General features: G+C 62.7%; 15 protein-coding genes. 10 read left to right on the top strand and 5 right to left on the bottom strand.

Features of this window, described 5'->3' with window-relative positions:
- The first annotated feature begins 90 nt into the window (after positions 1-90).
- The 5 genes from AB1495_RS02945 to AB1495_RS02925 all read left to right on the top strand — a co-directional run bounded on the left by AB1495_RS02945 (position 91) and on the right by AB1495_RS02925 (position 4,202).
- Positions 91-1,806: an acyl-CoA dehydrogenase gene (locus AB1495_RS02945; RefSeq protein WP_074634732.1), complete on the top strand. Its 1,716-nt coding sequence runs from the start codon at positions 91-93 to the stop codon at positions 1,804-1,806.
- Positions 1,806-2,855, top strand: a complete 1,050-nt coding sequence (locus AB1495_RS02940) for an MBL fold metallo-hydrolase (protein WP_074634731.1) — start codon at positions 1,806-1,808, stop codon at positions 2,853-2,855. The genes AB1495_RS02945 and AB1495_RS02940 overlap by 1 nt, the downstream gene beginning before the upstream one ends.
- A gap of 3 nt (positions 2,856-2,858) precedes the next feature.
- Positions 2,859-3,344: a DUF6173 family protein gene (locus AB1495_RS02935; protein ID WP_005849637.1), complete on the top strand. Its 486-nt coding sequence runs from the start codon at positions 2,859-2,861 to the stop codon at positions 3,342-3,344.
- Between the two features lie 89 nt (positions 3,345-3,433).
- A complete protein-coding gene (locus tag AB1495_RS02930; protein ID WP_009825233.1) occupies positions 3,434-3,568 on the top strand; it encodes an aa3-type cytochrome c oxidase subunit IV in 135 nt (44 codons plus the stop codon).
- 31 nt (positions 3,569-3,599) lie between these two features.
- Positions 3,600-4,202, top strand: coding sequence for a hypothetical protein (locus AB1495_RS02925; protein WP_074634730.1), 603 nt, complete (start codon positions 3,600-3,602; stop codon positions 4,200-4,202).
- Here the strand turns inward: AB1495_RS02925 and AB1495_RS02920 are convergent.
- Positions 4,191-4,523, bottom strand: coding sequence for an AzlD domain-containing protein (locus tag AB1495_RS02920; protein ID WP_009825231.1), 333 nt, complete (start codon positions 4,521-4,523; stop codon positions 4,191-4,193). The two genes, AB1495_RS02925 and AB1495_RS02920, sit on opposite strands and share 12 nt — an antisense overlap.
- Entirely contained in the window at positions 4,523-5,257 is a 735-nt protein-coding gene (locus tag AB1495_RS02915; protein ID WP_005849629.1) for an AzlC family ABC transporter permease, read from the bottom strand. The genes AB1495_RS02920 and AB1495_RS02915 overlap by 1 nt, the downstream gene beginning before the upstream one ends.
- Positions 5,258-5,305: 48 nt before the next feature.
- Here AB1495_RS02915 and AB1495_RS02910 point away from each other — a divergent pair, with 48 nt between their 5' ends.
- From AB1495_RS02910 to glp, 4 genes are read left to right on the top strand one after another with little or no spacing between them, the layout of a single operon-like run.
- Positions 5,306-6,193 (top strand): formate dehydrogenase accessory sulfurtransferase FdhD, encoded by an 888-nt coding sequence (locus tag AB1495_RS02910; protein ID WP_074634729.1) that lies wholly within the window; start codon positions 5,306-5,308, stop codon positions 6,191-6,193.
- Entirely contained in the window at positions 6,190-6,792 is a 603-nt protein-coding gene (mobA, locus tag AB1495_RS02905; RefSeq protein WP_074634728.1) for a molybdenum cofactor guanylyltransferase MobA, read from the top strand. The genes AB1495_RS02910 and mobA overlap by 4 nt, the downstream gene beginning before the upstream one ends.
- Complete coding sequence (gene mobB, locus AB1495_RS02900) at positions 6,789-7,280, top strand: molybdopterin-guanine dinucleotide biosynthesis protein B (protein WP_005849624.1); 492 nt, start codon at positions 6,789-6,791, stop codon at positions 7,278-7,280. The genes mobA and mobB overlap by 4 nt, the downstream gene beginning before the upstream one ends.
- A complete protein-coding gene (glp, locus tag AB1495_RS02895; RefSeq protein ID WP_074634727.1) occupies positions 7,277-9,352 on the top strand; it encodes a gephyrin-like molybdotransferase Glp in 2,076 nt (691 codons plus the stop codon). The genes mobB and glp overlap by 4 nt, the downstream gene beginning before the upstream one ends.
- A 3-nt stretch (positions 9,353-9,355) precedes the next feature.
- Here the strand turns inward: glp and AB1495_RS02890 are convergent, their stop codons facing one another.
- The 3 genes from AB1495_RS02890 to AB1495_RS02880 all read right to left on the bottom strand — a co-directional run bounded on the left by AB1495_RS02890 (position 9,356) and on the right by AB1495_RS02880 (position 11,398).
- On the bottom strand, positions 9,356-10,390 hold the full coding sequence (locus tag AB1495_RS02890) for a hypothetical protein (protein ID WP_074634726.1): 1,035 nt from the start codon (positions 10,388-10,390) through the stop codon (positions 9,356-9,358).
- Between the two features lie 15 nt (positions 10,391-10,405).
- Complete coding sequence (greA, locus tag AB1495_RS02885; protein ID WP_005849618.1) at positions 10,406-10,876, bottom strand: transcription elongation factor GreA; 471 nt, start codon at positions 10,874-10,876, stop codon at positions 10,406-10,408.
- A gap of 138 nt (positions 10,877-11,014) precedes the next feature.
- Entirely contained in the window at positions 11,015-11,398 is a 384-nt protein-coding gene (locus AB1495_RS02880) for a VOC family protein (RefSeq protein ID WP_064217159.1), read from the bottom strand.
- Between the two features lie 93 nt (positions 11,399-11,491).
- Between AB1495_RS02880 and soxR the strand changes: the two genes are divergently transcribed.
- Positions 11,492-11,944: a redox-sensitive transcriptional activator SoxR gene (gene soxR / locus AB1495_RS02875; protein ID WP_074634725.1), complete on the top strand. Its 453-nt coding sequence runs from the start codon at positions 11,492-11,494 to the stop codon at positions 11,942-11,944.
- Positions 11,945-12,011 lie beyond the last annotated feature (67 nt).

Below are 12,011 nucleotides of genomic sequence, written 5' to 3'. Positions count from 1 at the left end.
TCTCGCCGCAACAGCCCGGAGTATCGCCTTGGGCTTATCAGGTCGCTGTTCGGTTTGCCAAGCAGACGAACGCGTTAATGGAGGAAAACTATGCCCTATCGCGCCCCTGTCGAAGATTTTGCCTTTCTGTTTGATCATGTCGTAGGGCTGGACGCTGTGCGTCAGACCGACCGCTTCGAGGACGCCAGCGAAGACGTCACCCGCGCGATCCTCGAAGAGGCGGGCAAGATGACCAATGACGTTCTGGCCCCGCTGCAACGCGCCGGCGACCAGACCCCCGCCAAGCTTGAAAACGGCGTCGTGCGCACCTCGCCCGGTTTCGCCGACGGGTTCAAGGCCGTGGCCGAAGGCGGCTGGATCGGCATGTCGGCCGACCCCGAATTCGGCGGCATGGGCCTGCCCATGACCCTGACGACCGCCGTCAACGAAATGATGAGCGGCGCCTGCCTGTCCCTGCAACTTGCCCCCTTGATGAGCCAAGGCCAGATCGAAGCGCTTGAGCATCACGCCAGCGACGCGATCAAGGAGCTGTACCTGCCCAAGCTGATCAGCGGCGAATGGACCGGCACGATGAACCTGACCGAACCGCAAGCGGGGTCGGACGTGGGGGCGCTGGCGACCAAGGCCGAAGACAATGGCGACGGCACCTATGCGATCTCGGGTCAGAAGGTCTATATCACCTGGGGCGACAATGACTTTGGCGGCAACATCTGCCACCTTGTCCTGGCGCGTCTGCCCGGTGCGCCTGCGGGCACCAAAGGCATCAGCCTGTTCCTCGTGCCGAAATACCTGCCCAATGACGACGGCAGCCTTGGCAATGCCAATAGCCTCAAGGTGGTGAGCCTCGAGCACAAGCTGGGGATTCACGGGTCTCCGACATGCGTGATGCAATATGACAAGGCGACCGGCTGGCTGGTCGGGCCCGAGCAAGGCGGCATGGCGGCGATGTTCACGATGATGAACAACGCGCGGCTTGGCGTTGGCGGGCAGGGTATCGGCATCGCCGAAGCGGCCTATCAACACGCGCTGGCCTATGCGCTGGACCGTAAACAGGGCAAGACATCGCGCCCCGACGGCACTGGCACCATCGTGGATCACGCCGATGTGCGCCGCATGCTGATGACGATGAAGGCCGAAACCTTTGCCGCCCGCGCCATCGCGCTGTGCTGTGCCAAGGCCATCGACATGACAAACGCCACCGGTCAGGCCGAGTGGAAAGCCCGCGCGGCCTTCCTGACCCCGATCGCCAAGGCTTTTGGCACTGACACCGGCATGGCCGTCGCTGAGATGGGCGTTCAGGTCCACGGTGGCATGGGCTTTATCGAAGAAACCGGTGCCGCGCAGTACAGCCGCGACGTGCGGGTGACCGCCATTTACGAAGGCACCAATGGCATTCAGGCGATGGATCTGGTCGCGCGCAAGATGATGGACGGGGGCGAGGCCGCGAACCGTCTGCTGGACGAGATCGAGGCAGACGCCGAAGCCGCCCGCGACGTTTTTCCGAATATGACGGATGCCCTGTGGCAAGCCTCGGAAACCCTGCGCGAGGCGACCGACTGGCTGACCGAGCAATCGAGCATGGACACGCGCTTTGCCGGAGCGGTGCCATACCTGCGGGCCTTTGCACGGGTGCTTGGCGCGCATATGCACCTCAAGGCGGCGCTGGCCGATAAGGGCGGGCCACGCGAAAAGCTGGCGCGGTTCTACATCCTGCGCTTGCTGCCGGAACACGTTGGCCTGCTGGCCCATGCCCAAGCGGGCGAGGCTGATCTTTTCGCGCTTTCTGCTGACGAACTGGCCGCCTGATGCCTGATACCGCACCCACCGGTTTGCGTTTCCCCTGGGAGACGCCGCCCGCCCATGATGCGGCGATAGAGGTCGCCCCCGGCGTGCTTTGGCTGCGTCTGCCGCTGCCGATGAAGCTGGATCACGTCAACGTCTATGCCTTTGACGAAGGCGACAGCTGGACGATCATCGACACGGGGTTCGCGTCGAAAAAGTCCAAGGCGCTGTGGACGGACCTGATCGCGGGGCCCTTGGGCGGCAAGCCGGTGTCGCGGGTGATCGTGACCCACCACCACCCCGATCACATCGGGCTGGCGGGCTGGTTCCAGACCGAACACGGGGCAGAGCTGGTGACGACGCGCACCGCGTGGTTGACCGCGCGGATGCTGACCCTGGACCCGCAAGAGGCACCGCCAGCCGAGACTTTGGCTTTCTACAAACTGTCGGGGATGGATGCCGCGCTGTACGAGAAACGCGCCTCCGAGCGGCCATTCAACTTTGCCGACATCGTCTCGCCTCTGCCGCTTGGCTTTACGCGGATCAAACAGGGCGACGAGATCACCATCGGGGGACGCGTGTTTGACGTGCATATGGGCAATGGGCACGCCCCCGAACACGCCACCTTCTGGAGCCGTGATGACAATCTGGTGATTGCAGGCGATCAGATCCTGTCGTCCATCAGCCCTAACGTCGGGGTCTATGCCACCGAACCCATGGCCGACCCCATTGGCGAATGGATCGAGGCCTGTGACCGTCTGTCGTTGCTGGCGCGCGAGGATCATCTGGTGCTTGGCGGGCACAAGCTGCCCTTCACCGGTCTGCCCACCCGCATGCGCCAGTTGATAGAGAATCACCACAGCGCCCTGCGCCGTCTGGAAAAGGCGATTGCAGAGCCGAAGTCGGCGTCTGAATGTTTCTCGACCCTGTTCAAGCGCAACATTGGCGAAGGCGAATACGGTCTGGCGCTGGTTGAAGCGGTCGCCCATCTCAGCCATCTTTACCAAACGGGCCGTGCCACACGCAGCTTGCGGGCGCTGGACGGGGCTTGGGTATATCAATCAAGGGGCTGACCGATGGATAACGAGATCAAGACAGCGGCCGAAGCGATCGAGGCCGACGCGCTGCCGCGCCTCTACGAGGTGCATTCGGACCCCGACAGACGCAATGCCTCTGACCAGCCGGTGCCCAAGGGGATGACCCAAAAACCCGCCGCGCAGAAATCACCAGCGCAATGGGCCTACGAGCGGGTCGTGCTTTACCTTAGAAATTTCGAAGAGCAGCTGGATGGCGATCACGAGGTCGCGATGGGGTTCGCAGGCGGTGACGCCGGTGTGCTGCGGATCGAGGGTATGGGCTATTTCGATCCGGACATCGTGACCTTTTACGGCAAGGACAACGCGGGGGCACGGATGCAGCTGGTGCAGCATGTCACCCAGTTAAATGTCGCCCTGCGTGCGCTGCCCAAAGCGGTGCAGGAAGCCCCAGCGAATCGTATCGGTTTCCGCTTGGCGCAAGACCTCGAGACGCAAGAGCCGGCACAGACAGGCGAAAACACCTGATCCCGCGCATTTTGATGCCGTGACATAGGCAGATGAATACAGTATTCCCCAGTTCAAATCATACGCACGTTAAGACAAGGATCGCGCAAATGGCCAAACATGAACACGGCTCGATGGACACCAGCACGCACGAGAAGACTTTTGACAGCTTCATGAACTTCGTCAAATGGTCGAGCATCGTGATTATTGCCATTCTGGTCTTTATGGCGATCTTCGCGCGCTAAGGCGGGCAAACCTAACCGACAGGATATTTCTATGCGTGTTTGGATGGCTTTGGCCTGCGTCGGGCTGCTTGCGGCCTGTGCGAATGATACCGGGATTGATAACACACCGGCAGAAGTCGCGGCGGCCGCCTATGTGGCACCGGGGCCGCGATCCATCACGTTGATGACGATGATCAACAACCGCACCGGCAGCGGCGGCCATACGGCGCTGGTGGTCAATGGCTCGCAGCAGGTGATCTTTGACCCCGCCGGTTCCTTCCGCGATCCGCGCGTGATCGAACGCGGCGACGTGCTTTACGGTATGACGCCCAAGTGGATTCAAGGCTACAAATCCTCGCACGCACGCAGCACCTACCATGTTGTCAGTCAGGAAATTCAGGTGACGGACGCGCAAGCGGAACAGATTTTGCAGCTTGTGATGTCGAACGGCACGGTAGCAGGGGCGTTCTGCGCCAATGCGACCTCGGGCATTCTGTCGCAGGTCCAAGGGTTCGAAAGCATCTCCAAGACCTTCTATCCGGCCAAGCTCAGCGAACAGTTCGCCAGCTTGCCCGGTGTCACGACGACAAAATACTACGAGAATGACGATGGCGATGTGATCGACGCGGTGCGGGCGTCGCTTCTAGCCCAGTAACCAAAGCAGACTGTAAAGCGTTGCTGCACCGCTGATGATGGCGAGCAGCACGTTTTTGGTGATCACCCCGATTGTCAGGGCCGCAGCCGCTGCCGCCATGCGCGGCAGGTCAAGCTGCCCGTCCGTGGCTGCGGGCCAGATCACCTGCGGAGCCACAAGCGCGGGCAGGATCGCCACCGCCGTATAGCGCAGGTGCCGCAGCAGCCATGCGGGCATCTCGCGGTCGCCAACCAATCCGGTAAAGACAAAGCGCAGCCCGAAACTGCCGATGCCAAGGGCGATGATCACGAACCAAAGTGTGCCGGTGTTGATATGATCCATTATACCGCATCCTGTTCAGGGTGTTGGGGCTGGCGCCGTTCCAGCCAAAGCTCTGTCTGCGCACCGGCCATCATCCCCGCAAGCCCCGCGATGATCAGCCCCAGCGAATAGGGCACTCCCGCCGTCAGCAGCCCCGCGACAGAGGCAACCAGCGCCGCGACCACATGGGCCGGCGTGCGGAACATCGGCGCGATCATGGCCAGAAAGGTGATCGGCAGCGCAAAGTCCAGCGCCCAGCTTTCGGGGATCTGCGCGCCCACCATCGCCCCCACCAGCGTGAACAAATACCACAGCGGTACAATCGGGGTCACGCAGCCAAAGAAATACGCCATCCGTTGCGGGATCGTCATATCGGGCTGCTTCTCGTACTGCGCCATCGCGCAGACATAGGATTGATCGACCGTCAGATAGGCCGCCAGCGCGCGCTGCCACAGCGGGGCGGAGCCGATGTAAGGGGTCAGCGACGCGGAATACATCGCCATCCGCAGGTTCACCGCCAGCGCAGAGGCCAGCACGATCGCCGTCGGGGCATGTTCCTGCATCAGTTGCAACGCGGTGAACTGTGCTGCCCCCGCAATGACCACAACCGAAAAGGCGAGCGTTTCGAATACGTTCAATCCTGCCTCGGTGGCGAGGATGCCAAACAGCGACGCAAAGGGGATGATCACCAGAACAAAGGGTGCGGCGTCGGCAAGACCTTTTCGAAAGGCCGATTTCGTGGTGGTGATGGCCATGCGTTCCCCCTAGATTGCCGGGACATGCTTAACTGCCGCTTTGGGGGGATGCAATTGTCCGTCAAGACAGACACCGATGCTTATTTGATCGCACCGCAACCGGGGTTGGCGCGGCTGACCCGTGCCGTGACCGGGCGCGACCAAACAGGGGCTGAAACAACGATCAATGTGGTCGAGGAACGCCCGCTGACGATATATCTGAATGCGCAGGAAATCGTCACCGCGATGACGATCGGCGATTACCCCGAATACCTCGCGCTTGGGTTCTTGCGCAATCAGGGCATGCTGCGCGACGGTGAGGATATCACTAGTGTAGACTATGACGAAGAGCTTGAGGTCGTCGTGGTCCGCACCGCCCGCAAAACCGATTACGAAGACAAGATGCGCAAGAAGACCCGTACCTCCGGCTGTGCGGTCGGTACGGTTTTCGGCGATATGATGGAGGGGCTAGAGGATGTGTCTCTGCCCACGACCCCGCTGCGGACCTCGTGGCTGTATGATCTTAGCGCGCAGATCAACCGCACGCCGAGCCTGTACCTGGAAGCCGGGGCGATTCACGGCACGGTGCTGTGTCAGGGCAATCGCCCGCTGGTCTATATGGAGGACGTGGGTCGCCACAACGCGGTCGACAAGATCGCGGGCTGGATGCTTTCTGAGCAAGTCCCGGCCGAGGATAAGATCCTCTATACCACGGGGCGGCTAACCTCCGAGATGGTGATCAAGACCGCGATGATGGGCATCCCCGCGCTGGTGTCGCGCTCCGGCTTTACCGCCTGGGGGGTAGAGATCGCGCAGCAGGTCGGGCTGACGCTGATCGGCCGGATGAAGGGCAAACGCTTTATCTGTCTGGCGGGCGAGGACCGGTTGATCCGTGACGCGGACCCCGACGGAATCGCGGATGAACCGAAACGATCTGGGCGAAAGGGCAGCGCATGAAACAGCCACTTGGGGTGATCCTTGCCGGTGGGCAGGCGACGCGGATGGGCGGCGGCGACAAGGGGCTGTTGCAGCTTGGCGTTCAAAGCGTGCTGGGTCATGTGATTGAACGGCTGACCCCGCAGGTGGATCGCGTCGCGTTGAATGCCAATGGTGATGCCGCGCGGTTTGCGGGGCTGAAGCTGCCGGTGTTGCCCGATAGTATCGACGGGTTCGCCGGTCCCCTTGCGGGCGTGCTGGCCGGGCTGGATTGGGCCGCTGAACAGGGCGCGGATACCATCGTCACGGCGGCGGCAGACACGCCGTTCTTCCCCGGTGATCTGGTGCCGCAGCTGTTGCTGGCAAGCGAGGGGATGACCCATCCGCTGGTGCTGGCCGCCACGCCGGATGCCAAACGCGGCACCGCGCGGCATCCGACCTTTGGCCTCTGGCCCGTGGCCTTACGCGACGATCTGCGCGCCGCCTTGCAAGGGGGGCTGCGCAAGGTCGTGATGTGGACACAAACGCATGAGGGGCGCGAAGCGCTGTTCCCCCATGAGGTCGCGTTCTTTAACATCAACACCCCCCAAGATCTGGCCCGCGCACAGGAGATGCTATGAGAGTTTACGGCGTTGTCGGCTGGAAAAACGCAGGCAAAACGGGGCTGATGGAACGCCTTGTGACCGAAATCACGGGCCGCGGGTTTTCAGTGTCTACCGTGAAACATGCGCACCACAGTTTTGATGTGGATCATCCGGGCAAGGACAGCCACCGCCACCGCGTCGCTGGCGCGCGCGAGGTGCTGTTGGCCTCGCGCAACCGCTTTGCCCTGATGCATGAGCTGCAGGGCGAGGATGAGCCGACGCTCGACGCGCTGCTGGCCAAGCTTGCGCCCGTCGATCTGGTGCTGGTCGAAGGCTACAAACGCGACGGTCACGCCAAGGTCGAAGCGCATCGGGCCGAAACCGGCAACGCGCTGATCGCGCCGGAGGATCCGACGATCAAGGCGATTGCCAGCGACACCCCCATGACGTTGGATCGCCCCGTATTCGATCTGAATGACACCAGCACCATCGCCGATTTCATTCTGGCCGAGGTGGGGTTGTGAGCCCTTTCGACACGCTTGTTGTGGTCGATTGGTCCGGCGGTAATGACACCGGACCAACCCCGCGCAAAGATGCGATTTGGGCGGGGGTGTCGCGCGGGGGCATCTCGGACCCGCCTGTCTATCTGCGCAACCGGTCCGAGGCAGAGGCGTGGATCGCCGCGTTGATCGAAGCAGAGCTGGCGCAGGGTCGCCGTCTGTTCATCGGCTTCGATTTCCCCTTTGCCTACCCCAGCGGTTTTGCCGAGGCCCTGACGGGCAGCGACGATCCCTTCGCCCTGTGGGAGTGGTTCGAGGCGCGGGTCGAAGATGCGCCAGACCGTAACAACCGTTTCGATCTGGTGGCCGAGATCAATCTGGGTCTGGGCGATGGCAGCGGCCCTTTCTGGGCCAACGGGCTGCCCAACCGCGATATCGCAGGGCTGCCGCGCACCAAGGCAGGCTACGCCAACCCGTTTCCCGACAAGCGCGCGGGGGAACAGCGTGCCAAGGGCAGTTTCACCTGCTGGCAAATGGCCGGGGCAGGGGCTGTCGGGTCGCAGGTGGTCATGGGGCTGCCTGTGCTGTCACGCCTGCGTGCTCGTTTTGCCGATCATGTCGCGGTCTGGCCTTTTGAAAGGCCGGATGCGCAGGTGGTCTTTGCCGAGATCTGGCCGTCGCTCACCGTGGGGCCCGCCCCTGACAACATGATCAAGGATGCGTGGCAGGTGCAGGAGCTTGCACGGCAGCTGGCCGCCGTCCCCGCCGCCGATCTGGCGCAGATGCAGGATGTCGAGGCAGCGGAAGAGGGGTGGATTTTCGGTCTGGGCTTCGAACATCTGCTCAAGGCCCCGCCCCCCCTGCGCAACGATTGTTTTGCCCTGCCGCCGGGCGTGCACTGGACGCCGGTGGACGAGGCGCTGGCGCAGCTGCGGGAACGGCTGCATCCGGTGACCCCTGTCGAAGACGTGCCTTTGGCTGCCGCCTTGGGGCGCATCGCCGCGGCGGACGCGCTGGCACGCCGCGCCAATCCGCCGCTGCCAAATACGGCTGTTGATGGCTATGGCTTTGCAGGCGGGCGCGCGGCCGGGGCCCATGCGATGCCGCTGGCCGAGGGGCGCGCGGCGGCGGGGGACGCGCCGGGGGTGCTGGCCGAAGGGCAGGCGATCCGCGTGCTGACAGGGGCCGCGCTGCCCGAAGGCGTCGATACCGTGGTGTTGCAAGAAGACGTGACCAGCGACGGGCGCACCCTGCGGTTTAACGGTCCGGTGAAACAGGGTGCCAATACCCGCAAAGCGGGGGAGGACGTGACAGCGGGTGCCGTGACACTGCGCGCAGGACGGCGGATCACAGCGGCGGATATCGCCTTGCTCGCGGCCACGGGGACGGCGTCTGTGTCGACCCATCGGCCGTTGCGCGTTGGCGTGCTATCGACAGGGGATGAGATCGTCGAGGCCGGTCAAACCGCGGCCGACGGGCAGATATTCGATGCGAACCGCCCGATGTTGCTGGGGTTGGTATCGCAGTTCGGACATCAGGGCGTGGATCTGGGACATGTGGGTGACGATCGCGCAGCTTTGCGCAGGCGGCTGGATGAGACGCAGGGACGTGTTGACGCGATCCTGACCAGCGGTGGTGCGTCGGCGGGGGATGAGGACCACGTGTCGGCCCTTTTGTCCGAGGCGGGGGCGCTTGACCTGTGGCGCATTGCGGTCAAACCGGGGCGGCCCTTAGCGCTTGGCATGTGGCAAGGCGCGCCGGTCTTTGGTCTGCCGGGCAACCCCGTGGCGGCTATGGTCTGCACCTTGATTTTCGCGCGCCCTGCGTTGGCACGGCTGGCCGGGCAGGACTGGCCTGTACCGCAGGGGTTCGACGTGCCCGCAGATTTCAGCAAACGCAAGAAACCGGGGCGGCGCGAGTATCTGCGCGCGCGGATGCGCGACGGGCGGGTGGAGGTCTTTGCATCGGAGGGGTCGGGGCGGATCAGCGGGCTGGCTTGGGCCGAAGGATTGGTGGAACTCCCGGACGCCGCGGCCGACATCCAGCCGGGCGATCTGGTGCGCTATATTCCCTATGGGTCTTTCGGGATCACCTGACCGCTAGTCGAACGTCCCTGCCACGCGGCCCAGCAACATGAAGGCCCGCACGGTGCGCGTGTCGGTCAGTGCCGAGATGTCGGCGTCAGAGGCCTCGGCTTCAAAGGCGGCAAAGGCGCGGTCGAAACGGCGCAGGAAGTGATGCGCGGCATCGCGGAAGATCGGGTCTTGCTTCATGCGGGCACTGGTCAGCGCCAGCGAGGACCGGTCGCGGATGCCGCCCAAAGCTGCGATCGGACGGCCTCGGGCCCCTTGGGCGAATTGGCGCCAGATTTCGGGGCGTGCACGGTCGGGGCGCAGGTCATCCATATAGATACCATCCTGACTGAGCAGCGTCAGCACGTCCTGCGAGGCCTGCACCAGCTGGGACGCATTGCGGTCTTTCAATGCCTTGCGCAGTGCCGAAAAGCCTTCGGTATCCTCTGCGGTTTCGGGGAAATTCAGCGCGCGAATGAAATCTTCATGCGACAGCGGCGGGGTCATATCCGCGGCCGAGGTGCCAAGCGCCAGCGCGGGCTGGTCATCGACCACCGCAGGCTTGAGAGGCGCGAGGCGGGTGCTGGCGTCGCGGCGGCTTTGGAAGGTGGCCAGCGTGCTTTCGGTCTTGCGGGCGGCGGCGGCGATTTCATCCAGCTTGCGCGCGACGGTCGCGTCTGCGCCAAGGTTCTGCCCTTGCTGTTGCGCGATATACGCCTGCCGGATCGCGTCGATCGCGGCCTGCAAGCGTTTGCTTTCCTCGCGCATGACACGGCTGGCGCGGGCCGCTGTGGCGGCGACCCAGATCATGCCAACGGGCATGAAGATTGCCAGCATCATCATCAGGAACCGCAAGCCGGCGCCGCCCGTATCGGGTTGCTGATCCGACGGCAGCATCAGGAAAAAGATCGCGGACCCCAGCAACCATACAGCGCTTAGCGCTGCGGCGATGAGTTCAATGTTCGAGATCCCGCCGTCGTTCGGGCGCGAATAGACGCCAAAGGGGGTCGACCGCGCGGATTGGCGCGGCGCGTTCGGTGTCAGCTGCGGTTTGTCGGTCATCTCTTTGTCCCCGGCTTATGCGTAGACGATTTTGAGAACCTCATAGGATTTGTCCCCCCCGGGTGTCCGCACCTCGACGCTGTCGCCTTCTTCCTTGCCGATCAGGGCGCGGGCGATAGGGGATTTGATGTTCAGCAGGCCTTTTTCGATGTTGGCCTCGTATTCACCAACAATCTGGTAGGTCTTCTCTTCGTCGGTGTCTTCGTCCACGAGGGTCACGGTCGCGCCGAACTTGATCGCGCCGGACATCTTGGCCGGGTCAATCACATCCGCAAGGGAGATCACGCCTTCAAGCTCTTTGATGCGGCCTTCGATGAAGGACTGCTTTTCCTTGGCGGAATGGTATTCGGCGTTCTCGGACAGGTCACCGTGTTCGCGGGCTTCGGCGATGGCTTTGATGATGGCAGGGCGTTCAACCGACTTCAGATGCTTGAGTTCGGTTTCCAAAGCCGTGTGACCGGCGCGGGTCATGGGGATTTTTTCCATCAGGGGGCGTCCACGCAATGAGGGTCACAGCCCCCGAACTGTCGTCCGAGGGTGCAACCGATTTGAATTGATCCTTACCTGACCCAAACTGCCCCGCGATTGCAAGAGCAGAGTCAGCCGGTCCGCGGCAATCCGCGCTTAGTCATCGTATTGGACCAGCTCGTATTCGACACCGTCGTGATCGCGAAAATAGAAGCGCCGCCCGGGTTCGTAATCGGCGTGGTTCACCGGCGTGAAGCCCTGCGCTTTGACCAAGGTTTCGGCGGCGTCCAGATCATCGACGGTCACCCCGATATGGTTCAGCGCGCCGGTGGTGTCATAGCTGCTGGTGCCCGTGGCCGGCGTCTTTTTCGGTGTGTAAAGCGCCACGTATGAACTGTCGGTTCCGATGTGAATAGTATGTCCGCCCGCTATCGCATCGCCTTGCCAGCGGATACGCCAGCCAAAGATCTGCGCCATCCAGGCGGCGGTGGCTTGCGGGTCGGTTACGGTGATGTTGGCATGTTCCAATTGTGCTGGCATTGTCGGGTCTTCCTTCCGTGTTTGTGACGTTGACCCTATGGTGTGTAATTTCTAAACCTAACTTTAGGTCAAGGATTATTTCGGGGAATGTCTATGGCGGTGAATGACGGGTTGTCGATTGGCGCTTTGGCGCGGCGCACAGGCTTGGCGGTGTCCGCCATCCGCTATTACGAGGCGCAAGGGTTGATCAAACCGTGGCGCAACAGCGGCGGGCAGCGACGGTTCGAGCGTGCCGATCTGCGGCGGCTTAGCTTTGTGATGATCGCGCAGCAACTCGGCTTTACCTTGCCGCAGATCAAGCAAGAGCTGGACCGCCTGCCAGATGGGCGCACCCCAACCAAACAGGACTGGGCGCGGATCAGCCAGGCGTTTCGTACAACGCTGGACGACCGGATCGCGACGTTGACCCGCCTGCGTGACGACCTAGATGGGTGTATCGGATGCGGCTGCCTGAGCCTACAGGCCTGTGCGCTTTATAACCCTCAAGACCGCGCGGGGGAGAAAGGGCAGGGGCCGCGCTATCTAATGGGAGATCCGCGCAGCTAGCATTTTGCGATGCGAAACAATATTGCTGCACCTGCAACATTTAAGATGCAAACTGTCGTGGGTGCGC

It is taken from the genome of Sulfitobacter pontiacus, from assembly GCF_040790665.1.
GTDB lineage: Bacteria > Pseudomonadota > Alphaproteobacteria > Rhodobacterales > Rhodobacteraceae > Sulfitobacter > Sulfitobacter pontiacus.
The sequence above is the reverse complement of the archived record's forward strand: the minus strand, read 5'-3'. Positions and strand labels throughout refer to the sequence as shown.